This window comes from Heliomicrobium sulfidophilum (assembly GCF_057715735.1).
The window spans coordinates 679423-701844 of sequence record NZ_JBVTZZ010000004.1; the positions used below are offsets into that span (position 1 = coordinate 679423).

At 55.9% G+C, this 22422-nt stretch carries 21 protein-coding genes; 9 read left to right on the forward strand and 12 right to left on the reverse strand.

Features of this window, described 5'->3' with window-relative positions:
- Positions 1 to 190: 190 nt before the first annotated feature.
- Positions 191 to 1753 (reverse strand): MocR-like pyridoxine biosynthesis transcription factor PdxR, encoded by a 1563-nt coding sequence (pdxR, locus tag AC0CW1_RS04955; protein WP_488181940.1) that lies wholly within the window; start codon positions 1751 to 1753, stop codon positions 191 to 193.
- Positions 1754 to 1871: 118 nt separating this feature from the next.
- Here pdxR and AC0CW1_RS04960 point away from each other — a divergent pair, with 118 nt between their 5' ends.
- Entirely contained in the window at positions 1872 to 2603 is a 732-nt protein-coding gene (locus AC0CW1_RS04960) for an AzlC family ABC transporter permease (RefSeq protein WP_488181941.1), read from the forward strand.
- Entirely contained in the window at positions 2593 to 2910 is a 318-nt protein-coding gene (locus AC0CW1_RS04965; protein ID WP_488181942.1) for an AzlD domain-containing protein, read from the forward strand. Before AC0CW1_RS04960 ends, AC0CW1_RS04965 begins: the two co-directional genes overlap by 11 nt.
- A 117-nt stretch (positions 2911 to 3027) precedes the next feature.
- On the opposite strand, the gene AC0CW1_RS04970 is transcribed toward AC0CW1_RS04965, so the two are convergent.
- The 3 genes from AC0CW1_RS04970 to AC0CW1_RS04980 form a co-directional block, all read right to left on the reverse strand.
- Positions 3028 to 3216 (reverse strand): type II toxin-antitoxin system antitoxin, encoded by a 189-nt coding sequence (locus AC0CW1_RS04970; protein WP_488181943.1) that lies wholly within the window; start codon positions 3214 to 3216, stop codon positions 3028 to 3030.
- A gap of 10 nt (positions 3217 to 3226) precedes the next feature.
- Complete coding sequence (locus AC0CW1_RS04975; RefSeq protein ID WP_488181944.1) at positions 3227 to 4072, reverse strand: SPFH domain-containing protein; 846 nt, start codon at positions 4070 to 4072, stop codon at positions 3227 to 3229.
- A 214-nt stretch (positions 4073 to 4286) separates the two neighbouring features.
- Positions 4287 to 5348: a hypothetical protein gene (locus tag AC0CW1_RS04980; protein ID WP_488181945.1), complete on the reverse strand. Its 1062-nt coding sequence runs from the start codon at positions 5346 to 5348 to the stop codon at positions 4287 to 4289.
- Positions 5349 to 5883: 535 nt separating this feature from the next.
- On the opposite strand from AC0CW1_RS04980, the gene AC0CW1_RS04985 reads away from it, so the two are divergent.
- The 3 genes from AC0CW1_RS04985 (at position 5884) to AC0CW1_RS04995 (ending at position 7517) form a co-directional block, all read left to right on the forward strand.
- On the forward strand, positions 5884 to 7074 hold the full coding sequence (locus tag AC0CW1_RS04985; protein ID WP_488182120.1) for an iron-containing alcohol dehydrogenase: 1191 nt from the start codon (positions 5884 to 5886) through the stop codon (positions 7072 to 7074).
- Between the two features lie 148 nt (positions 7075 to 7222).
- Positions 7223 to 7345 carry a hypothetical protein gene (locus AC0CW1_RS04990; protein ID WP_488181946.1) on the forward strand — a complete coding sequence of 41 codons (123 nt, stop codon included), beginning with the start codon at positions 7223 to 7225 and terminating at the stop codon, positions 7343 to 7345.
- 40 nt (positions 7346 to 7385) lie between these two features.
- Positions 7386 to 7517 carry a hypothetical protein gene (locus AC0CW1_RS04995; RefSeq protein ID WP_488181947.1) on the forward strand — a complete coding sequence of 44 codons (132 nt, stop codon included), beginning with the start codon at positions 7386 to 7388 and terminating at the stop codon, positions 7515 to 7517.
- 107 nt (positions 7518 to 7624) lie between these two features.
- On the opposite strand, the gene AC0CW1_RS05000 is transcribed toward AC0CW1_RS04995, so the two are convergent.
- The 5 genes from AC0CW1_RS05000 to AC0CW1_RS05020 form a co-directional block, all read right to left on the reverse strand.
- Positions 7625 to 9010, reverse strand: a complete 1386-nt coding sequence (locus tag AC0CW1_RS05000; protein ID WP_488181948.1) for a GntP family permease — start codon at positions 9008 to 9010, stop codon at positions 7625 to 7627.
- Between the two features lie 125 nt (positions 9011 to 9135).
- Entirely contained in the window at positions 9136 to 10137 is a 1002-nt protein-coding gene (pdxA, locus tag AC0CW1_RS05005) for a 4-hydroxythreonine-4-phosphate dehydrogenase PdxA (protein WP_488181949.1), read from the reverse strand.
- 12 nt (positions 10138 to 10149) lie between these two features.
- On the reverse strand, positions 10150 to 11469 hold the full coding sequence (denK, locus tag AC0CW1_RS05010; protein WP_488181950.1) for a D-erythronate kinase: 1320 nt from the start codon (positions 11467 to 11469) through the stop codon (positions 10150 to 10152).
- Between the two features lie 54 nt (positions 11470 to 11523).
- A complete protein-coding gene (locus tag AC0CW1_RS05015; protein WP_488181951.1) occupies positions 11524 to 12285 on the reverse strand; it encodes a DeoR/GlpR family DNA-binding transcription regulator in 762 nt (253 codons plus the stop codon).
- Between the two features lie 283 nt (positions 12286 to 12568).
- Positions 12569 to 13267 (reverse strand): class I SAM-dependent methyltransferase, encoded by a 699-nt coding sequence (locus AC0CW1_RS05020; protein WP_488181952.1) that lies wholly within the window; start codon positions 13265 to 13267, stop codon positions 12569 to 12571.
- 197 nt (positions 13268 to 13464) lie between these two features.
- Between AC0CW1_RS05020 and AC0CW1_RS05025 the strand changes: the two genes are divergently transcribed.
- Positions 13465 to 14730 (forward strand): molybdopterin molybdotransferase MoeA, encoded by a 1266-nt coding sequence (locus tag AC0CW1_RS05025; protein WP_488181953.1) that lies wholly within the window; start codon positions 13465 to 13467, stop codon positions 14728 to 14730.
- A complete protein-coding gene (locus tag AC0CW1_RS05030; RefSeq protein WP_488181954.1) occupies positions 14727 to 16709 on the forward strand; it encodes a molybdopterin biosynthesis protein in 1983 nt (660 codons plus the stop codon). The genes AC0CW1_RS05025 and AC0CW1_RS05030 overlap by 4 nt, the downstream gene beginning before the upstream one ends.
- 125 nt (positions 16710 to 16834) lie before the next feature.
- Here AC0CW1_RS05030 and AC0CW1_RS05035 read toward each other — a convergent pair whose 3' ends face one another.
- Complete coding sequence (locus tag AC0CW1_RS05035; RefSeq protein WP_488181955.1) at positions 16835 to 17110, reverse strand: hypothetical protein; 276 nt, start codon at positions 17108 to 17110, stop codon at positions 16835 to 16837.
- Between the two features lie 283 nt (positions 17111 to 17393).
- On the opposite strand from AC0CW1_RS05035, the gene AC0CW1_RS05040 reads away from it, so the two are divergent.
- Positions 17394 to 17858 carry a pyridoxamine 5'-phosphate oxidase family protein gene (locus tag AC0CW1_RS05040; protein ID WP_488181956.1) on the forward strand — a complete coding sequence of 155 codons (465 nt, stop codon included), beginning with the start codon at positions 17394 to 17396 and terminating at the stop codon, positions 17856 to 17858.
- 120 nt (positions 17859 to 17978) lie between these two features.
- On the opposite strand, the gene AC0CW1_RS05045 is transcribed toward AC0CW1_RS05040, so the two are convergent.
- Positions 17979 to 18248, reverse strand: coding sequence for a septation protein SpoVG family protein (locus tag AC0CW1_RS05045; RefSeq protein WP_488182121.1), 270 nt, complete (start codon positions 18246 to 18248; stop codon positions 17979 to 17981).
- 459 nt (positions 18249 to 18707) lie between these two features.
- Here AC0CW1_RS05045 and AC0CW1_RS05050 point away from each other — a divergent pair, with 459 nt between their 5' ends.
- Positions 18708 to 19571, forward strand: coding sequence for an SDR family NAD(P)-dependent oxidoreductase (locus AC0CW1_RS05050; RefSeq protein WP_488181957.1), 864 nt, complete (start codon positions 18708 to 18710; stop codon positions 19569 to 19571).
- A 116-nt stretch (positions 19572 to 19687) separates the two neighbouring features.
- On the opposite strand, the gene leuS is transcribed toward AC0CW1_RS05050, so the two are convergent.
- Positions 19688 to 22195 (reverse strand): leucine--tRNA ligase, encoded by a 2508-nt coding sequence (leuS, locus tag AC0CW1_RS05055; RefSeq protein WP_488181958.1) that lies wholly within the window; start codon positions 22193 to 22195, stop codon positions 19688 to 19690.
- Positions 22196 to 22422 lie beyond the last annotated feature (227 nt).

The window sequence follows — 22422 nt, forward strand, 5'->3', positions numbered from 1 at the left end:
TAACAATATATCGCAACGACAGAAGAGACTGGCAGATTTTCTTTTGGGCGGCATGATGGCAGCCCTTTCTCCAGTTTCCTGAAGCAGCAACTGGAGTTGAAAGCGTCGTTGACGCTCACGGGGAGTTGCATGGCCCTCGTTTTTACCTTGATCGGGGCAACCTAGATAGGCCTTCGCAAAAACAAGCGGATTAGATAATCGGCTGCACCGGAACCACCCCGGAAACGACGGACCGCCTGGCCTTAGTCATCCGCCGCAGCGCAGCCCCGATCCGTCTCGCCCCTTCTTCCAACAGGGCTTCCGGATGGGTGGTAAAACAGAGCCGGAACTCCCGCTCCCCCACTTCAGGGACCGTGTAAAAGGCATCTCCGGGGACAAAAGACACGCCTCCTTTGATCGCTTCATGCAGCAGATCCCGGGCGGTGACAGGCCGTTCGATGCGGCACCACAGATAAAAACCGCCCTCGGGAATGGAAAAAGAGAGAGCGGTGCCACAGTGTTGCCGGAGCGCCTGGACCAGGGCGTCCCGGCGTTTTTTATATCTCGATCGCACACCATTCACATGGCCGGATAGTTGGCCGCTTGCGAGGTAGGCGTGGACGAGCCATTGGCTGATGTTGCTTGTGTGCAGATCGATGTACTGTTTTTCGATAGCCAGACGGTTGATCAGGGTCGATGACGCGGCCAGGTAGCCTACCCGTAAGCCCGGCATGAGCAACTTGGAAAAGGTGTTTAAGTAGACGACACCGCCGTAGGCATCGATCGCTTTCAGCGGCAGCGGCGGCGGCTGGCGGTAAAACAACTCGCCATAGGCGTCATCTTCGATGATGACCAGCCGGTAGCGCGCCGCCAGTTCGAGCAGGCCCTGCCGCTCCCTTTGGGAAAGGGTCCGCCCTGTCGGGTTGTGAAAGGTCGGGTTGATGTAAAAAAACTTGGGCCGATAGCGGATCAGGTAATCCTCCAAGAGGGGCAGGTTGAGCCTCTCGCTGACAGGGAGGGTGAGCAAGCGCGCCCCGGCGCTCTGGAAGACCTGGATCGCGCCGATGAAGGCGGGCGCTTCGACGATCACATAATCGCCCGGCTCCAGCATGATCCGCGCCAACAGGTACAACCCGTTCTGAGAACCGGCGAAGGTGATCACCTGATCGGCTGTGGCGGTGATCCCTTTGGCCGCCAATTCCGTGGCGATGGACTGGCGCAGCGGGCCGTAGCCCTCTGTCGGGATGTGACCAAAATCGTTCGGCGAAGCAGCGCAGGCCGGCTCCGCGAAAAGGCGCTGCATCGATGCGATGGGATATGTGGCCGGGTCGGCCATCCCGGCGGCGAGCGCGATATTGTCCTCGGTCAACGGCGCTGCCACCAGGTCGCGCAGGATCGTCGACAAAGGAGACTGGAGACGGGCGGCAAAGAGTTCTGTCCAGGGTACGGCAGAGCCGCTGCTCCAGCCATTCCCGCCGCCCCCGGCGCCCCAGGCGCTTCCGGCGCTCTCGGTAGCATGGCGTTCCACATAAGTGCCGCTGCCGACGCGCGTTTTTACCCATCCCTGCTGCTCCAGGGCGCGGTAGGCATTGATAGCCGTGGTACGGCTCACATCGAAGAGGGCCGCGAGTTCCCGCTCCGGCGGCAGCTTCGTTCCCGGAGGAAGCACATGATGGAGGATCTTTTGAATGATCAGGTCGGCGATCTGCTGGTAAAGGGGCGCTGCTGACTGGGCTTCCAACTTGGCGTCAGAAAACCAATTGGATGCGTCCACTTCCCCTCACCTCCTCATTTGGTATCCAATTTTACGTGCTATCTGATTAATTGGATATTTACCCTCCTTTTCCTGCTGGCTAGAATGAATACCAATAAAAGATGAGGAGGCGCCCTCGATGGATAACGGAAAAGCGATCACCTTTAGCCGGGCGGACCTCTCTGCTGGCGAATTCGCCTTGGCGGTCCGGGACACCCTTCCCATTCTGGTGGGCATCATCCCTTTCGGCATCACCTGCGGCATCATGGGTCTGACGGCCGGGCTGACACCGATCGAGACGGTGATGATGTCTGTACTCGTCTTCGCCGGCGCTTCCCAGTTCGTGGCCATGTCCATGATCGGCGCCGGGATCACCGGCTGGGGGGTCATCGTCGTGACGACGCTGCTCGTCAACCTGCGTCACCTGCTGATGGGCGCTTCCTTGGCGCCGCACATGTCCCGCCTGCCCTTGCCCATGCAAGCGTTGCTTGCCTTCAGCCTCGTCGACGAATCCTACGCTGTCACGGTCAGCCGGATGCTCAACAGCCATTACAGCGCTGCTTACCAATTCGGCGCCAGCGCCACCATGTATCTCACCTGGATCGGCGCCACCGCTGCCGGCGTCCTGCTGGGCAGCCGGCTCCCCGATCCCCTGGCCTGGGGCCTCGACTTTGCCATGCCGGCCACCTTTCTGGTCCTGCTCATCCCCCGTCTGATCGACGATGTCCAGCAGAAGGTATGCGCCATCGCCGCCATCATGGCGCTCCTGGGCGCTTCCCTGCTTCCCGGAAAATGGTACATCATCGTGGCCTGCCTGACGGCCAGCGCCGCAGGCGCTTACCTGGAAAGGAGGAAGGCCGGTGCGCAGTGACATCTTCCTGATTATCGCCGGCATGGCCGCCGTCACCTTTTTGACGCGCTTCGGCGCCCTGGGTCTCTTCCGCTTCATGCCCCAGTGGCTGGAAAAGTGGCTCAAGTACGTTCCCACAGCGGTGCTGACCATTCTGATCGCCCCTGCCCTGCTCATGCCTTCGGGAAAGATCGATATCTCCCTCCATAACGACTACCTTCTGGCTGGCTTGGTGGCCGCCCTCGTCGCCTATAAGACGCGCAACGTAACGGCCACGCTAGGCTTGTCGATGGCGGTCATGTTCTCGCTGAGATGGTGGAGCGCATAGGGGATTTTTCAAAAAACCGACGATACGATGAAGAGGCTGCCGGGAATCCGTCCGGCAACCTCTTCTTTCGTTTCAAAATTCTTCTCATATCGTTTACTGCAATTTCTGTTTTTACAGCTATTCCTGCTTCTCTTCCCGCGTAAGAAGCCCGTCTTCCTTCGGCAGTCGTCCCCCTTTTTTCACCGCTTCCCTCAACAAAAACTCCATATGGGCGTTGACACTTCGCAGTTCATCGGCCGCCCAGCGTTCCAGAGCCTGATACAGCGCGGGATCGATACGAAGAGGAAAGCTCTTTTTCGGCGGCACTCGGCGTCACCTATTGGTAAAGGCTGCCGGTGTTGACCACCGGTTGAGCCGACCTGTCCGATACGATGGTGACGAGCAGGTTGTTGATCATGGCGACTTTTCGTTCATCATCGAGTTCGACCGTGCCGTCCTGGGTGAGTTTGTCAATGGCCATCTGGGCCATACCGACGGCGCCCTCGACGATCATCTGTCTCGCAGCCAAGATGGCTGACGCCTGCTGCCGCTGCAGCATAGCGCTGGCGATCTCTGTCGCATAGGCCAGGTGGGTCAGCCGCGCCTCCATCACCTCGACACCGGCTACAGCCAGGCGCGTCTGCAATTCCTTGGCGATCTCGGCGGCCACCTCTTCCGTATTGCCGCGCAATGACGCTGCATTCCCCTGGAAATCGTCATAGGGATACTTGGTGGCCACGTGGCGCAAGGCTGTCTCGGCCTGAATCTCAACGAATTTCTCATAATTGTCCACATCGAAAATCGCCTTGGCCGAATTTACAACCTTAAAGACAATGACGGCCGCGATCTCGATCGGGTTACCTTCCACATCGTTGACCTTCAGTCTGGCGCTGTTAAAGTTTCTTACCTTCAGGGACACTTTTTTATAGGTCGAAAAGGGAACGGTAAGCCAGATGCCGTTCTCAGAGATGCTGCCCATGTAGCGCCCGAAAAAGATCACCGCCTTGGCCTCGTTCGGTTGGACAATCCGGAAACCGGAAGATAAAATGATGAACAGCAGGCTCACAAAAATCCCTGTAACTATTTGCTCCGCAAGAAAGAGGACGATGGAACCGAAGAACAAAGCCACAAGGAACAATAGGGCGACAAAACCGTTGACCTTCCAGGCCTTTCGCTCCGTCATGGTGATTCCCTCCTGATTTTGGTTTGATGTTATAATGATATCACCTTAACATCAACCTATTCAATCGATTATCTTCAGCCTTATCTGGCTATTTTTAGCATTACGCGCCATCGTTATCCCGTTACCTTAGCCGGCATGTAAAGCATGATACAACAGCCTGCAGCAGGGTGTAGCCCCTTGACTGCAGGCTGTTGTCTGGATCGTTAAAAGATTTTCAGCGGCCTTTTGCACTTTGCCGATCCAATTCCTCAAAGGTGATCTGGTTTGAGTCGGTTAAAGTGGGGAAGGAAAAATCGAAGCGAGGATTTTCGGTATCCCAGTTTTCTAGTTCGATGCGGAACCGCCCGCCAGCGCCCCGATCGCCTTTCTCAAAAATCTCGATATCGATCCGGTTGAGGCTGCGGAAACTGTTTCCCTTCCTGGGCCCCTTGATCAGGGTATATTCATTCAGGTGGAAGGAGCGATCCATCTCACTGCGAATCTCTTCCAGGTTTTTCTTCAGCTCCGCCGGATCGGGGAGTTCCGATAGGGACGCCTGTTGCGTAGGCAAGGACGAATCTTTGAGCGCCGCTTTATAATACTTGATCACGCTATCGGGATTTTCCGCAACAACCTTAACGAGGGCGGAAAGCAAAGGGAGCAGATCATCGTGGCCGAGTTGCACCCCTACCGATTGGTCCGAAAATACTTTTACGGTCTGATCAGGCAGGGCGCGAATCAGCAGTCCAACCATAGCGGAGACTGCTTCGCGAGACTCCGCATCTAGCGTCGACTCTTTTTTCGCTTTATCTAAATCGTTCCAAAAAGTGAACAGTTCCTTTTGATCTTTCGGCGAATTGACGAGATACCTTTTATCTGCCGGTAGCTGGGAGGCCGCATCCGGTTCGATCTGGGCCAAGGACGTCCGAACAGAATCAAGGTCGACAACGAGCTGTTTCTCCAGGAAGTAGAAGGTCAGAGGGAGTTTGAACTGACTGTTCGTGAAGAGCAGCGAAAAGCGAGCCTTTCGGTTTTTTAGGTCAAAGGCAATTTCATAGTCCAAAACCGACTTATTGAGGTGCTGGGAGAGAGCGGCGGTGAAGGCGTCTTCTCTGCTGTCCCCTTTCGGCATAAAGGATATTTCATCAATTCGAAGTTGCCCCTTCGTTGCCTGGGTGTGCAAACCGGCTGTATCCCGGGTGATACTTTCGACGAAGTAATCCTGGAGCGCTTTTTTCGGTTCCACGGCGCCGGCGGGCGCGACAATTCCAAACAACGCCCTCGACGATTTCTGCATCTGTGAAACCCATCTCCCGCATGTCAGCAATAAATCCTCTGATCTGTTCCCCCATCAGTTCATCGCGCAATCATCACCACGGTCAGATAGCCCCCCGCCTCTGTAATGAGGGTGAACGTCTGTGCGGATATCATATCCTCCGCCGGGATGATAGATAAGCATGTGTAGACAACAACCGCGTTGATCAGCCAAAAGGCCATCCTATGCGTCAAAGCGAGAAGCAACTTTGCCGATAGAAGCATCCAAACCGGTTGCGGACAATGCAACCAAAGATGAGGCGTTTGCTTTAACTCTCGGTTGAGATTGGAGATCAGATAGAACGCGGGGTAAAAGAGGCTAACGGCAAGAACAAAAAAGGCGGGAAGCAAAAACAGCTTGTGAACCCACGGATCATGAAAGTTTTATTTTGAACGAGGACGACCATCATGTTCATTTCTTGCACCATTGGCGCTCTTTCTTGCCCACCTCTCTCTTCGGATAGGAAAAAGGGAGCTTCGCAAAGAATGTGAAGATTATAACAAAATCATTTAAAACGATGCCGAGCGGCGGAAAGGAAGACGGAAAATTGAATAAACAGGTATACCGCTATTTCATGCCGCCGGTCAGCCTCGTCGGCGTCAACTGCCTCGATGAGATCGCCGAGTACATCCAACCCATGCGCGTGCGCAAGGCCCTGGTCATCAGCGACCGGGTGCTGGCCGACACGGGGTTGGTGAACAAGCTGACCAGCGTTCTGGACAACCTGAGTATCGGCTATCTCCTCTATACGGAGGTCAAACCCAACCCCACCGTGGAAAATGTGGAGCAGGGTTTGCAGTTGTACCGGGACAATGCTTGTGATTTCCTCGTTTCCTTCGGCGGCGGCTCCCCCCACGATTGCGCCAAGGCCATCGCCCTGCTGGCTACAAACGGCGGCCAGATCACCGACTATGTGGGATCAAACAAATCGAAGCACCCCGCAGCGCCCCTCGTGGCCATCAACACGACCGCTGGGACAGGCAGTGAGGTGACCCGCTTCTGTGTCATCACCGATGAGAAGCGCCACATCAAGATGGCCATCGACGACTGGCATGTGACGCCGATGATCGCTGTCAACGACGCTGCTCTGATGACCGGCATGCCGCCGGGGCTGACGGCAGCCACCGGGATGGACGCTTTGACCCATGCCATTGAAGCTTATGTGTCGACCCAGTCGACGCCGGTGACCGACTGCAAGGCGCTGAAAGCGATCGAACTGATCGCCGGCTACTTGCCTCAGGCCTTCTATAACGGCAACGACATGCAGGCGCGAGTGATGATGACCTATGCCGAATACCTGGCGGGGATCGCCTTCAACAGCGCCAGCCTCGGTTACGTCCATGCCCTGGCCCACCAATTGGGCGGTTTCTACAACCTGCCGCACGGTCTTTGCAACGCCCTCCTGTTGCCAGCAGTCTGCGCCTACAACCTGCCGGCGGCCCAAGCTAAATTCGCCCGCATCGCCGAGGCGATGGGTGCGGCGACGGCGACTCTCCCGCCGATGGAGGCTGGTCTGGCGTCCATCGGCGCGATCCGCCGCCTGCAACAGGCCTTGAAGCTGCCGACGCGTCTTGGTGAACTGAAAGGATTCGACGAACGCCATATCCCCACCCTGGCGGCAAACGCATTGCAGGATGTCTGCGGCCTCACCAATCCCCGGCGAGCGACACAAGCCGAACTGGAAGCTATCCTGCGAGCATTGTTATAAACCGAAACAATTAAATGCCGTCTGAAGCGCGTTGACTTCAGACGGCATTTTCATGCTCTGTTTTAGCGCCGACGAAGACACCATCAGTAACCGATTCCAGAGTTTGCCATAACCTATTGGTAGAAACCACGAAAGGAGGTCGTTTCGGATGGGTGGTTCTTACGGCTTCTTCGGTTCCGGTTTTGGGGTCGTGGCCGGTCTTGTCATCGCTCTGATCATCATCGGCGCCTTCTATCCCCATATCGTCGGCTTCGGTTACGGCGGCGACTAATCTTTCTATGAACGATCTTCGATGAAAGGGGGTTCCTTTTATGGGCAACTCTTGCGGTTGCGGGACCGGCGGCTATTACTTCGGCAATAGCATCGTCGCCCTGGCCATCTTGATCATCATCATCGCCATCCTCGGCACCGGTTTCGGTTTCGGTTACGGTTACGGGGGTTAAGGCTGAAAGATGTCGCTTTCACCTAGGTGATTGAAAAACCCGCCTGCTGCGCAGCAGGCGGGTTTTCCAATTCGGTAGCTTAGAATCATTTTTCCTTCGCTGCTTGATCAACCGAAGAGGGCGTTGGCGATCAGCAGCGTCACCAACGATGTGGCCCAGGCGATAGTCGTCGGCACGGACCAGACTTTCAACTGTTCCTTCGTGTCTTCGATACCGAGCATGCGGTTAACAACCCAGTACAAGCTGTCATTGAAATAGGAGAATACGAAGGCGCCCATAGAAGCCGATTGAGCCGCAAAAACCGGGTTGACGCCAAGATTCGCCAGGATCGGGGCGCTGATAGAGGCGGCGGTGATCATGGCCACGGTGCCGCTGCCCTGGATCAGGCGCACCAAGGTGGCGATGACGAAGGGAAGCAAGATGGCCGGCAACGCCGTTCCGGCGATCAGTTTTGCCAGATAATCGCCAGCGCCGCTGTCGCGGAGGACTTGACCGAGGGCGCCGCCGCCGCCGGTGACGAGGATGATGATGCCAGCCGAGGTGACGCCTTCCTCCATGCGCTTGAGCACATCTTTTTTGTCATCCTTGCCGGCAAGACCGTAAATAGAGATGAGCAGTGCGATAGCCGTAGCGATAATGGGGGTGCCCAAGAAGATGAAGGTCTCGGCGATGGGACCAGTCACTTTCATGGCCGATAGGACCGTGTTAGCTAGAATCAGCAGAACCGGAACGACAATCGGCGCAAAAGAGATGGCAGCCGAGGGGAGCTTTTTCTGTTCTTTTGATTGCATCCAATCGTCATAGGCCGCCTGGATTTGAGGGCGTTCCCAACTCATGCCTGTTTCGTCGGGCAGTTGGTAGATGCGGTTGCCCAGCCATTTGGCGTAGAGTACGCCGGTGATCAGGACGGGGATGGCGAATACGATCCCCCACAGGATCATGGCGCCCAGATCGGCTTTGAAGATACCGGCGGTGCCGAGGGGACCCGGTGTGGGCGGGACAAGATGGTGAGTGGCGACGAGACCGACAGCCAAGGCGACACCGAGGGAGACGGCCGATTTTTTCGTTTTCCGGGATAAAGCTTTGACGAGGGGCATGAGGATGACAAAGCCGGAGTCGACAAAGATAGGGATGGAGACGACGTATCCGGTCAAGGCCAGGGCCCATTCCTCTTTTCTCTTACCGAGGTACTTGAGGAAGGTGTAAGCCATTTTCTCAGCGGCGCCGGAAACCTCCAAGATGCGTCCCATCATGACGCCAAAGCCGATGACGATGCCGATGCTCCCCAGCGTGCTGCCAAAACCATTGGAGATCGACTTGGCCACAGCCGGTGTGGCCATCCCGCCGACGATGCCGGTGACAGAGGCGGCGATGATCAGCGCGAGAAAAGCATGGACCTTGGTGCGCAAGACAAGAAAGATGAGCAGAAAGACGCCGAGAGCGAGCCCGATGAGCATTTGGGAGCCGGATACAGTGGCGGCTGCAGGTTGCATGATGTGTTGCGCCTCCTTTTTTTGAAAAAGTGGTGATTAGTGCATTGTTTGGCATGAGATCTCCCGGAGCTTCCTCCCCCAACGCGTTTTCCGTTGGGGACGGCACGTTCGTATTCATCTGACCGCTAGGAGCGGCGGAAGCTGGGAGCGTACCGGACAGCCAGCTTAATGGCTTCTTCCATACTGACGCTGCTCGCTTTGCCGGAGCCGGCGATGTCGAAGGCGGTGCCGTGATCGACGGAGGTCCGCAGGAAGGGCAGTCCGTTCGTGACAGCGACGGTCCGTTCGAAATCGACCATTTTGGTGGCAATATGCCCCTGGTCATGATAGAGGGAAAGGATGGCGTCATAGGCGCCCTTGAGGCCGAAATGAAAGACCGAGTCGGCCGGGACAGGACCGACGGCATTGATGCCCCGCTCGCGGGCGGCCGCGATGGCCGGCGCGATCTGCTCGTCCTCCTCATCGCCGAAGAGGCCGTGTTCCCCGCTGTGGGGATTGAGACCGGCCACGGCGAATTTGGGGTTGTCCACACCGAGTCGCCGAAGAGCCTCGGTACAACGGACGAGGTAGTCAAGGGTGCGTTCGGTCGTCACCATGTCGCAAGCTTTGCGCAGCGAAACGTGGCGGCTCAGGAAAAAGACGCGCAGTTCAAAGACCTGGAACATGGTCAAGGGATCGTTGGCGCCGGACAGGTGGCCGAGGATCTCTGTGTGACCGATATGGGGGATGCCGGCTGCTTTCAAGGCTTCTTTGTTGATGGGGGTCGTGGCGATAGCGTCGACCAGGCCGGCCATAGCCAGGGACACCGACTTTTCGATGCATTCGTAAGCAGCTTTGCCTGCCATGGCTTGGACAGCGCCCATTTTCAGTTGTTTCACTTCAACATTGGCCAGATCGATGAGGTCGATGGCGCCGGTCTCGTATTTTCCCATCTCCGGATCGGGGACGGTGTGCACCGCCAGTTCAAGATCGCAATAGGCCATTGCTTGACGGACGACACTGGCGTCACCGATGATAAGCGGACGGGCGATCCTGTACATCTCTTCGTTGGCCAAGGCCTTGACGACGATTTCCGGACCGACGCCGGCAGGGTCGCCCATGGGGATCGCAATGATCGGTCGTTGCATAAGACTCTCTCCTTACTCGGCTGGATAGATTTCGTTGGAGATCTTCGTCAACAGATAATCGACACAGGTGCAGGCGGCGTTGCTGTTGCCCACCAATCCTCCTTTGGTGATGATTGGCGTCTGATTGAATGCGCCGCCGATGAGCCTCCCATAAGCGGCCAAGGGGACAACTTCATCCTTGACCTCGACGCCGCTCGCCGCCAAGGCTTGGCAGACGGCCACGGTCACATCGCCGCCGCTGGTGTACAAGCCTCCCACCTCCCCGTGGCTGACTTGGAGGATCCGGCGAGCTATCGCTGCCAAACCGTCAGCGATGCGCGAGGCGATTTCCTCTTCGCTGATCATGCATGCCGCGGCGACCGAAGCGAGGTCGAGGACTTGGCCCGCCTCTTCGACGGTGCGCACGCCAAGCACCTGGTAATCATCAAGGTAGTCCAGCACGTCACCGGAAACCCGTTCGATCTCCTCGGCGTTACGCCAAGGGTCGATCAAGGCAAGGACATTGACGGTGGTAAAACGGGTGGAATAGGTGTTTTCAACAGCGTTCAACTGCTGGCGTGTCAAGGCAGTGACGCTGCCGACCACCATCAGCACTTTCTTCCCTCTCCCCTGCTTGGGCTTTGGCAGCACGTAAGCGGCAAGCGCTTCTGTGAAAGGGCCGGGATCAACGGCGACGATGGATAGTCCTGAGAGGTACGCCCCGTGGGCGATGGTGTCCAGATCCTTTTTGGTGGCGGCGTCCATGACAACGATACGTTTGCCCGCCTCTTTTTGCGCTCCGAGGGCTTCCATCACGGCAGTGCTGCCCTGCAATACTGTGGCCAAGGGGATAAATCCCACAGAATGCTTCGATTGGGCAGCGACGATATCGGCGACAAGGGTCTGATGGACAGGCGTCTTTGGATCACGGGCCACATCAGTTTGTTCGAGGGGAATCGAGTGGACGAGGAGATAGCCGCCGACGGTGATCCTACCGGAGGACGGAAAGGCGGCGACGACTACAGCCAGGCTGTCCGGCCCGAGCACATCCAGCATGGCGTCTATCTCCGGCCCGAGATTTCCGCGCAGGGTGCTGTCGATGCGTTTCGTGAACAAGCCCGGTTTGTTTCCCAACATTGCCCTGGCGGCTTCCGCCACGCGACGGTAGGCCTCCTCGGGAGCCACGGCCCGGCTGTCGGTCGTGACGGAGATGACATCAAAGCGATTACCGTTTTCGGGCGGATCCTGCGGGAGATGCAAAAAAGTGGCCGTCTTGTAGCCTTTGCGGGCTAGGAGGACACCAGTGGCATTGGCTCCGGTCAAATCGTCGGCGATGATGACCACGTTGCTCATAAACATCCTTCTTTCGGGGTTGAAATGGCTCGTTCGTTAACCATCGACCTGTTCTCAGACAACACGCGTCTCTAGGCCCAGTTCCTGCAACTGTCGGACCGTGTCCGGCGCTAGGCCGTCGTCGGCGATCAACAGGTCCACCTCTTCCAGGCGCGCGATCTGACAAAAAGCCTTGTTGCCAAATTTGCTGTGGTCGGCCACAAGCACCACCTGTTCCGCCACGGCCATCATGCGCCGCTTGATCTGCGCCTTCTCCATGATGGGTGTTGTAATCCCCCAAACGACATCGATGGAAGAGGCGGCCAAAAAGGTGATGTCGACACGGATGCTCTCCATGAATTGCAGTGTCGGCGGTCCGATCAGACTGCCCAGGTTCTTCTGCACCCGCCCGCCAGTGCAGTAGAGGGTGATGCCATCCACATCAAAGAGTTCCATGGCGATCTTGAGGTCGTTGGTGATCACCGTCAGGTCGGAGAAGCCCTTCAGTTGCCGCGCGATCTCCAAGGTGGTCGTTCCGGCGTCGAGGAGGATGACCTGTCCTTCCCGGATAAGCGATAGCGCCTCAGCGGCAATGCGGCGCTTGGCCTCCATATGAGCCGCCTGCTTCGTCTGGTAGGTGGCCTCCTGCAGCAGGCTCCCCACCGGCAGCGCTCCGCCATGGGTCCGCTCGACCAGCCCCTGCTGTTCCAGCAGATTCAGGTCACGACGAACCGTCATCGGCGATACGCCCAGTTCGGCTGCCAATGGCTCAATCTCAACCTTCTCTTCTTTTTTAATGATTTCAAGGATGCGCTTACGCCGTTCAGCAGGTAACATCGTTCACCCTCTCTTCTGACGGGTCGAATACTCCAGTTCTTGCGGTTCAACCCGAAAACCAAAGGAAAGTAACCACAAGCCTCATGGTGATATATTCTGTTCGTTTATGTGTTTTCCTGCACGTTTTTAAAAAGTTTATCGAGTTTTTTGTTCGAACCTTTTGTCCTTCCATCCCCAACTCACAAACATGAACAAAAACGCAAAAGGCCAAGTCTCACCCATTACAGGCGGACTCAGCCTTGTTGTTTGATTCTGAATCAATTGTTGAAAAGTATCGGCAGTCTTAAACAGCCATCGTATCCTTTCTGCCTAAGAGCACAACAAAATTAAAATACTTATACACGCAGTCGACTTCGGCAAAACCGGCTTGCCTCAACCAATTCAACTGATCGTCCAAAGGCGCGAAGATGTCCAACTTCAGCCTTTCGTACGCCGCTTTGATCGCTTCATCACTCAGCCCGCTGGACTCCACTTTTCCCTTCCAATCGGCGACATACATCTGATCGAGATAGGGAGTGCTTCCGAGCACCTGATCGGCGTTGACGAATACCCCCCGCTCGTTCAGGATGGAGTAAGCCGTCCGGTACATAGCTTGTTTTTCGAGATCGGTCAGGTGATGAATCGACAGGGATGAAATGACAAGGTCAAACTTCTCGGAAAAAGGGTATTTCGAATAGTCGCCGACGAGATAGGTCACATTGGGATTATCGCCAAAGCGCTCCTTCGCTAAGTCCAGCATTTTCTCCGATAAATCAATCAGCGTGATGGTGGCATTCGGGTATTTCTCTAAAATGAAAGAGGCGAGCAAGCCTGTTCCCGCGCCGATGTCGAGGATCTTCGGCGCTTCCTTTTCCGTCTCGGCGATCGAGACGGCGATGCCGTAGAAATCATCGAAACAGGGGATCAATTGCTTCCGTTGGCTGTCATAGCGCCGGGCGTTGTCGTCAAACTTCTTACGGACCGTTTGCTTGGAAGCTTCCATGATTTCACTCCTCTCGTTTGCAAAATTATATCACGGAAAGTGGAGCGAGCAACGACCCGTCGACGCTTGCCGACAAAGCGAACAATAGGAGCAGGGATCGCACTGCTTTTCTCGAAATTAACAACATCTTTATCCATTGACGACTTAGCCATGCAATCCTGAGCCATGCAACCCTGCACAGAAAAGAGGAATCGACCATGGATTTCTTCCATTGCATCCCCCTTTTAGAAGCGCAAGACATGATCGTCAAAGAACTGACCGGCAGTGTCGTCGCTCTTGAACAAGTCCCTCTCGTGGATGCCTTGGGGCGAGTGGCGGCAGAGGATGTTGTATCCGCCGAGAACCTCCCCCCTTTCAGCCGTTCAACCGTCGACGGTTTTGCCGTGCGTAGCGCTGACACCTTCGGCGCCAGTGAAGCGGCGCCTTCGCTGTTCACCGTCGTTGGCGAGGTGCTCATGGGGGAATCGACTGGCATTGAAATAGCCTCCGGACAAGCTGCGGCGATCCCGACAGGCGGCATGCTGCCAGCCGGCGCCGATGCTGTGGTGATGCTCGAGTATGCCGAGCAGCCAGATCCCCATTCCCTGCTGATCGCCAAGATGATCGCCCCAGGGGAAAATGTAGTCGTCAAAGGCGAAGACATCACCTCCGGTTCGATTATCCTCCATAAAGGACAAAAAATCACACCGGCTCACATCGGTGTCCTCGCCGCAAGCGGCATCACCCATGTGCCGGTGCGCCAACCTGTGAAAGTCGCCATTATTTCCACCGGCGACGAACTGGTCGATATCGATGTGCCCGTCAAGGCGGGACAAATCCGCGATGTCAACTCCTACGCGTTGGGCGCGCTGTTCACCGAATGGGGTTGCCGCGTATTGCGCATGGGCATCGTCCGGGACAGTTATGAAAAATTCTACGGCGCCTTGGCCGAAGCGGTGAAGAATTGTCAGATTGTGATCATTTCCGGCGGCAGTTCTGTGGGCGCCCGCGATTTCACCGTCAAGGCCATCGACGGTCTCGGCGCTCCCGGTGTGCTCTTTCACGGCATCGCCATCAAACCGGGAAAGCCGACCATCTTTGGCATGGTCAACGGGACGCCCATCTTCGGATTGCCGGGACATCCCGTGGCAGCGATGACCGTCAGTGAGCAGTTGGTCAAGCCTGCTGTACGCCTTCTCTCCGGCCAAAAAGAGAGCTTTGCGCGACGGAGCGTCCCGGCCTGTCTCACCCGCAACGTAGCCTCCTCGCCCGGCCGGGACGATTTTGTCGGCGTCCGGTTGAACCGGCAGGCAGGCGGCGGCTATCAGGCGGCGCCGATTTTCGGCAAGTCGGGTCTGATCCGGCTGATGGCCGAGTCAGACGGCATCATGCACATCCCCTCCGACAAAAGCGGTGTTTATGAAGGGGAAATGGTCGAGGTTCTCTTGCTCAACGACGCCGATGAAGGAGGCAGGCCTGAGTGAAGAACAAAGCATACCTGAACTGCCTGCAGCGAGATGAAGCGCAATCGATGTGGCGAAAAAGCCTGAGTGAAAGGGGCTATTTCGAGCGCCTGCCTGTGGAAGGCCTGCCGGTTACGGCCTCGCTTGGACGTGTAACTGCCAGCACGGTCTACGCAAAGCAATCGGTGCCCCACTACAACGGGTCGGCCATGGATGGCATCGCCGTCTATGCCCCAGATACCTTCGGCGCTCAGGAGACGGCCCCGAAGAAGTTGACATTATTGCCACCTCACAGCCCCTTCACCCCGGGGGGCTGCTATGTCGTCGATACGGGCGATGCAATGCCGGCTGGAACGAACGCCGTGATCATGATCGAAGACGTCCATATCGCCGGCGGCATGGCGGAGATCATCGCCGCCGCCGCCCCCTGGCAGCATGTGCGGATCATCGGCGAAGACATCGTGGCCGGCGAGCTGGTCATCCCGGAACATCATGTCATTGCACCGGTGGACATTGCCGCCTTGCTGGCAGCCGGATTGGAAACGGTAGATGTCGTCAAAAAACCGAAAGTCGCCGTGATTCCCACCGGCGACGAGATCGTAGCGACCCGGGAGGAACTGCAACCGGGCTCCATCTTGGACGTCAATTCCCACATGCTCGCGGCAGCAGTGACCGAATGGGGCGGCGAACCGCTCCGGAAGCCCATCGTCAAAGACAACCGCGAGGCCATCGAGCACGCCCTGTTGGAGAGCTTGGCCGAAAGCGATATGGTGATCATCAATGCGGGCACATCAGCCGGCCGGGAAGATTACACCGCCCATGTTCTGGGCGCCATCGGCGAAGTTCTCGTCCACGGTGTCGCCATCAAACCGGGCAAGCCGGTGGTCCTGGCCATCTGTCAGGGCAAGCCGGTGATCGGTTTGCCCGGTTATCCCGTCTCGGCCATGCTGACAGCAGAACTGTTCGTCCGGGACATCCTCCTGGCCAGGCAAAAACTACCCTCGCAGGAAACGCCCCAGGTGGCGGCAAACCTGGCAAAGGCGGTTGCATCAACGATCGGCATGGAGGAGTATATCCGCGTCTCCATCGGCGATATGCAGGGCAACCGAATCGCGGCGCCCTTGAGCCGGGGCGCCGGGATGATCTCGTCGTTAACCAAGGCGCAAGGCGTCATTCGCCTCGACCGCGGCAGCACCGGCCTCCCTGCCGGCTTTTCCATGCCGGTCACGTTGTTGCGCAAGCACAAGCCGGCCCGGACCATCCTGGCTGTCGGTAGCCACGATCTGGCCCTGGAACTGCTAGGTCTGCACCTGCGGCGGCGGTTGGAAAATGTCGCCCTCTCCTGCGCCAACGTAGGCAGCATGGGTGGCATCATGGCCATACGCAACAATGAAGCCCATATCGCCGGCATCCACCTGCTGGACGAGCATTCGGGCCGTTATAACGTTCCATTCGTGAAAAAGTATCTGCCCGATCTAAAAGGCTGTCTCGTCCATCTCGCCATGCGCGAACAGGGCTTGATCGTCCCACCGGGCAACCCGAAAGGCATCACCCAGTTAAGCGACCTCGCCCGGCCGGAGCTTACCTACGTCAATCGGCAGCGCGGTTCAGGAACGCGGATGCTGCTCGATTATGAACTCGCCAAAGCAGGGATCTCCCCCACCGCCATCGCCGGTTATGATAAAGAAGTGGGCACCCACATGGCGGTGGCCGCCTCCGTTTCCGCCGGCACTGCCGACGCCGGCCTCGGCGTGCAGGCGGCGGCGCAAGCGCTTAACTTGGACTTCATCGCCGTTGCTCAAGAACAATATGACCTGCTGCTGAACTTTTCACCGGACGATGAATGTCTGTCCACAATCATCGCCATCTTGCAGTCTGAAGAGTTTCGCCAGGAGGTAGAATCCCTCGGTGGCTACGACCTGCGTGAGTCCGGCAAGATCATATCAGAATACAATCCGATTGCTTTCATCGATTTCAAAAATTGCTTTCAATCCCTTTAAGACGGCTCCCTGTGACGACTACAAACCCGGTTTTATATGACGCTGCTCCGATCGGGCCGCACTCGCCAATAAAGCCAAGAAAAAGGCGACACAACGTACTTTCCACGATGTGTCGCCCCTCGTTTTTACCCTGCGCTGCTTCGTTCCGAGTAGCTTTCGGCGGCTGCCACGCCTTTAATAATGTAGAGCAACTGCTCGAAGGTGTTTTCATCGATCTTCTTCGCTTTGCTCCACAACTGGTAGAAGTGTCTCGTAAAGGCTGATTTGGGCATCCTTTTCTTCATGGTAATATCGCATTTGAAGATCCAAAGCCTGGCATATCTGTCGAACTGATCGATGCTCAAGTGGTTCACCATATGGCTCACATTGCATCCTTCAGAGGCGAGCTCTTGAAACACCATTGATTAGCCCCCTCACGCAATTACTATTACAATCATTCTACTTCATATGTAGAAAATTCCGACATAGACAATATTGCTGCCCTTTAGGATTATTTTGCGAACCATTAAGCCACCTGCCTCGCCAAGAAGAGAGATAATTGGTAACGCCCAAAAAGCTACAATAAAGAACGAACCGCCGCTGTAGTGTAAGACACATTTTGTGCTTCCACGATGATCCTCCTTGCAGATCACTCTTAGCCCTTATGTTATAATTTTCTATATGATTGGAAAGGGATGAGCAACCTTGTTCACTGAAATGCGTCGAAGCGATAAGCAACTATCTTCCGAAGATTGCCTAGAGATCCTTAAAAAAGGGGAATACGGGATTCTTTCTACGGTAGGCCCAGACGGATATCCCTATGGCGTGCCGTTGAATTATGCGTACGAGAACGGCTGCATTTATTTACATTCCGCCCTAAAGGGCCATAAACTTGACAATATCCAAAACGAGAGCAAGGTTTCCTTTTGTGTCGTTGGCGACACAGAACTGTTAGTGAAGTCATTTGACACCAACTACGAAAGCGTCATTGTCTTTGGAATAGCGAAGGTCGTCCATGATCAAGAGAAAGCGCATGGGTTATTGTCGCTCGTTAAAAAATATTCCTTTGATTATATCGAAAACGGCAAAAAGTACATCGAACAATCGGGAGAAAAGACACAGGTCGTGAAAATAGAAGTCGAACACGTGACTGGAAAAGCCCAGAAATAGTGATAATTAAATTCCCAATAAACTCCTAAGGAAGTATTGCCGCAAAAAAACGCTATCATAGCACTCTCTTGTGAACATAACAAAAGCGACCTCACCCATTGAGTAAAGGTCGCTCGTGCATTATTTTATCGATTCGATTTCCACTACCATAGAATGAAAAGCCTCCAGCACTACCTTTGAGAGATGATCACGAGCCTCCTTGGATATCGGGTGGGCGATGTCTTGGTACGTCCCATCGGGCAAGACTTGGCTTGGCATGGCGATAAAGATTCCCTTTTTTCCTTCGATCACTTTGATCTCGTGAACTGCAAATGAGTCGTCAATCGTTATAGAGACGAATGCTTTGACGGAACCCTTGAGGTTAACTTTATTGAATCTTACTTCTGTAATCTCCGTTCAAAACATCTCCCTATCTCCCCTGACAACTACCCTTAACAGCATTGTATAGCTTTTGATGAAGGAATACAATGGCATATAAATAATTTAACTAATCACTCATTGTTACACTGCCAGGCATGGTCACGCTTGTTGAATTAGCGCGCCTAAAATAACATACCGTTACCAATTCTAGTTACGCCAGGGAAGTTGGTCGCACTCTCTAGGCCGGTGCAGTAACGAAAGGCAGAATCATCATTGGCAGTTGGCTCTTGAGGTATGCCATTCTCCTCTTACGCGCATGATACTTCTCATGAATAACCGGCTGATAGGAGTGCTGCTCCCAAAGGCGGGGACGGAACCGTTCCATTGGGGGTCTGACGATCTCTTTGTTCGTCGTGGCGGCTTATCTGACGGTTTCATGTTTACTGGATCAGCATCGTCTGTTTTCGGTGAGATTGAGGAGGACAACGCGTGCCCAAGAAACGGTGCATCATCACCGGCGGAAATTCCGGGATCGGTAAAGCGGCAGCCATTCAACTGGCGAAAATCGGAATGAACGTTTTGATCGGTTGCCGAGACGAAGAACGAGGCCGGGCGGCATTAGAAGAAATCCGAGAGAAAAGCCATAGCCACGATGTAGACCTGTTGGTAGTAGACATGAGCTCCCAACGCTCCATCAAGGCGGCCGTCGCAACATTCAAGTCGACATGCGATCGGTTGGATGTGCTCATTCATAACGCCGCTGACTTTGATATCAGCAGGAAAAAACCCCTGTTTTCGGAAGAGAACATCGAAACCGTATGGGCCACAAATCATATCGGTCCGGTCCTGCTGACCGACCTGTTGCTCGATGATTTAAAAAGAAGCGAACAAGGCCGCATCATCACCGTCGCTTCCCAAGGCTTAACCTTACACCCCTTTTTAACGATTCACTTCGATGACCCGGAATTCAAAAAAGGAAATTTCAGTGTGGAAAAGGCCTATTATCAGTCAAAGCTGGCCCAGGTGATGTATACCTATTGGCTCGCTGATCAATTGAAAGATACGCGCATCACCGTGAACTGCGTCCGGGTCACCAACGTGAAAATCGACATCCGAAGATATCCCAACTTATCAAAGACGATGAAGTTCATCTATTCGATCAAAAGCAAGTTTTCCATATCCCCGGAGGAAATGGCCGGGACGTACACCTACTTAGCGACTTCCCCGGAAGCAGCGTCAGTGACCGGAAAATACTTCGATGAAAAGAATCGAGTAGTTGATTCTTCGCGTTACAGCAAAAACATGGAAAACATTCGTGCGTTAATGGAATTGACGAGGAAATATATCATCTGAGCGATACCTAGTGTAAATGTTTCCGTAGATTGGCTGGATAATGTTCAGTGTACGGGTGATAATGGTTACTGCAATCTCCATGAAAAAGCCTCGGGTTCCACCCGAGGCTTTGCATATTACTTCACCACAATATTCACCAGTTTATTCGGTACCGTAATCACCTTCACCACAGTCTTCCCAGCGATCAGCGCCTGCACCTTCTCTGTCTCCAGCGCCTTCGCCTTCAGCGCGTCGCCGTCCAAGCCATTAGCCACTTGCAGCTTTTCACGGACCTTGCCGTTGATCTGGACGACCACTTCCACTTCGTCCCGGACGAGGGCTTGTTCGTCATAGTTGGGCCAGGGTTGTTTGTAGACCGATTCACCGCCGCCGATGACCTGCCACAGTTCTTCGCAGATATGCGGGGCGAAGGGGGCCAGGACGAGGACGAGGCGGGCCAGGGCGTCTTTGACGAGGGGGATGTTCTGCTGTTCAGCGGGAACCTTGTCTTTGTACTGGTAGAGGTGGTTGACCATCTCCATGATCGCTGAGACGGCCGTGTTGAAGTTAAAGCGCTGGCCGATGTCTTCGGTCAGTTTTTTCACGGTATAGTGGGCCACCCGGACGAGTTCGCGGTCATCGCTGTTCAGGCTGGATAGGTCGCTCCCCACCAACGTCCCCGGCACGCCGGCGATTTGCTCGCTGTAGGCGTGGACGAGCCGCCAGACGCGGTGCAGGAAGCGGTGGGCGCCTTCGACGCCACGGTCGCTCCACTCGAGGTCGCGCTCGGGCGGGGCGGCGAAGAGGATGAAGAGGCGGGCCGTGTCGGCGCCATATTTGGCGATGATCTCTTCGGGGCTGACCGTGTTGCCTTTCGATTTGGACATCTTGGAGCCGCCCATGAGGACCATGCCCTGGGTGAGCAGGTTTTCAAAGGGCTCTTCCACCTTCACCAGCTTCAGGTCGTAGAGGACTTTGGTGAAGAAGCGGGCGTACATGAGGTGCAGGATGGCGTGTTCAACGCCGCCGATGTACTGGTCCACGTTCATCCAGTAGTCCACGTCCTCTTGTAAGAAGGCGTGGTCTTTGTCCTTCGGCGTGCAGTAGCGCAGGAAGTACCAACTGGAGCAGACGAAGGTGTCCATCGTGTCCGTCTCGCGCCGGCCTTTGCCGCCGCACTGCGGGCAGGCGCACTCATAGAAGTCGGGCCGGGTGGTCAGGGGCGATTCGCCGGAAGGGGTGAACTCCACGTCAGTGGGCAGCATGACCGGGAGTTGTTCGTCGGGGACGGCCACTTCGCCGCACTTTTCGCAGTAGATGACGGGGATGGGCGCGCCCCAGTAGCGCTGGCGCGAGATGAGCCAGTCGCGCAGGCGGTAGTTGACCTTGCGGACGCCCTTGCCTTCCCGCTCCAGTTTGTCGGCGATGACGTCGAGGGCTTGCGTGTTGATCAGGCCGTCGAACTCGCCCGAGTTGACGAGGCGGCCTTCCTCTTCATAGGCATGGTCCATCTCCTCCACGTCCAGGTCGGGCAGGCCCTCAGGCTGGATGACCACTTTCATGGGGATGTTGTATTTGGTGGCGAACTCAAAGTCGCGCTGGTCGTGGGCCGGCACGCCCATGACGGCGCCGGTGCCGTAATCGACGAGGACGTAGTTGGCCAGGTAGACGGCTACCTTGTCGCCGGTGAGCGGGTTGATGCAGTAGTGGCCGGTGAAGAGGCCCTCTTTTTCCGTGTCGTTCGCCGTGCGGTCCATCTCGCTCTGGCTGAGGACATTTTTGATGAAGGCGCGCAGCTCTGCTTCGCGGGGGTTGCCGCTGACCAGGGCTTCCACGGCGGGATGCTCCGGCGCCAGCACCATGTAGGTGACGCCGAAGATGGTGTCCTGGCGAGTCGTGTAGACGGTCAGTTTGTCCACGCCGCCGACGGGGTTTTCCAAGGCAAAGTCAGCCTCGACGCCTTCCGAGCGGCCGATCCAGTTTTCCTGCATCGTCTTGACCTTGTCGGGCCAGCCGGGCAGTTTATTCAAGTCGTCCAGGAGGCGCTGGGCGTAGTCGGTGATGCGGAAGAACCACTGCTCCAGGGCTTTTTTCTCGACGGTGGCGTCGCAACGCTCGCAGAGGCCGTCGACGACCTGCTCGTTGGCGAGGACGGTGGCGCAGTCGGGGCACCAGTTGACGTTGGCCTTTTTCTTGTAGGCCAGGCCGGCCTTGTAGAGCTGCAAGAAGAGCCACTGGGTCCATTTGTAGTAGTCGGGATGGCAGGTGGCCACTTCCCGATCCCAGTCATAGGAGATGCCCATGGACTGGAGCTGGCGGCGCATGTTGGCGATGTTGCTCCAGGTCCAGTCAGCGGGGGGAACCTTGTGCTTGATGGCGGCGTTTTCGGCAGGCAGGCCGAAGGCGTCCCAGCCCATGGGGTGCAGCACGTTGTAGCCTTGCATGGTTTTGAAGCGGGCGACGACGTCGCCGATGGAGTAGACGCGCACATGGCCTATATGCAGGTTGCCCGAGGGGTAAGGGAACATCTCCAGGCAGTAGTATTTGGGCCGGCCTTCCTCCTGCTGGAGGCGGAACATGTCCGTGTCTGCCCAGTGCTTTTGCCATTTTTGCTCAATCTGCTGGTAGTCGTAGCGTTCTTGCATCAGTACGGATTCCTCCCAAAAGAATATCGATCTCTTTTATCAATCCCTATTTCTCTGGAAAATGAGAAAACCTTCCCGCCCGTCATGGGACGAAAAGGTTCTTTCCGCGTTACCACCCAAGTTGCCGCGCCGGGGGAGCCGCCATGTTTTCAAGCCTTCCAGGCACTTTGCCTGGGAAGACTGGCTCGCGGGAGGTTGCGTCAAAAAAACAACCTTCGCGCATGGGT

Coding starts and splice junctions, on each gene's coding strand:
- AC0CW1_RS04985 (WP_488182120.1), top strand. CDS start 5,884: ATGCCGAGCGGCGGAAAGGAAGACGGAAAATTGAATAAACAGGTATAC.
- AC0CW1_RS04995 (WP_488181947.1), top strand. CDS start 7,386: ATGGGCAACTCTTGCGGTTGCGGGACCGGCGGCTATTACTTCGGCAAT.
- denK (WP_488181950.1), bottom strand. CDS start 11,469: ATGAGCAACGTGGTCATCATCGCCGACGATTTGACCGGAGCCAATGCC.
- AC0CW1_RS05020 (WP_488181952.1), bottom strand. CDS start 13,267: ATGGAAGCTTCCAAGCAAACGGTCCGTAAGAAGTTTGACGACAACGCC.
- AC0CW1_RS05000 (WP_488181948.1), bottom strand. CDS start 9,010: ATGCAACCTGCAGCCGCCACTGTATCCGGCTCCCAAATGCTCATCGGG.
- pdxA (WP_488181949.1), bottom strand. CDS start 10,137: ATGCAACGACCGATCATTGCGATCCCCATGGGCGACCCTGCCGGCGTC.
- leuS (WP_488181958.1), bottom strand. CDS start 22,195: ATGCAAGAACGCTACGACTACCAGCAGATTGAGCAAAAATGGCAAAAG.
- AC0CW1_RS05035 (WP_488181955.1), bottom strand. CDS start 17,110: ATGGTGTTTCAAGAGCTCGCCTCTGAAGGATGCAATGTGAGCCATATG.
- AC0CW1_RS04975 (WP_488181944.1), bottom strand. CDS start 4,072: ATGACGGAGCGAAAGGCCTGGAAGGTCAACGGTTTTGTCGCCCTATTG.
- AC0CW1_RS04960 (WP_488181941.1), top strand. CDS start 1,872: ATGGATAACGGAAAAGCGATCACCTTTAGCCGGGCGGACCTCTCTGCT.
- AC0CW1_RS04990 (WP_488181946.1), top strand. CDS start 7,223: ATGGGTGGTTCTTACGGCTTCTTCGGTTCCGGTTTTGGGGTCGTGGCC.
- AC0CW1_RS05015 (WP_488181951.1), bottom strand. CDS start 12,285: ATGTTACCTGCTGAACGGCGTAAGCGCATCCTTGAAATCATTAAAAAA.
- AC0CW1_RS04980 (WP_488181945.1), bottom strand. CDS start 5,348: ATGCAGAAATCGTCGAGGGCGTTGTTTGGAATTGTCGCGCCCGCCGGC.
- AC0CW1_RS05025 (WP_488181953.1), top strand. CDS start 13,465: ATGGATTTCTTCCATTGCATCCCCCTTTTAGAAGCGCAAGACATGATC.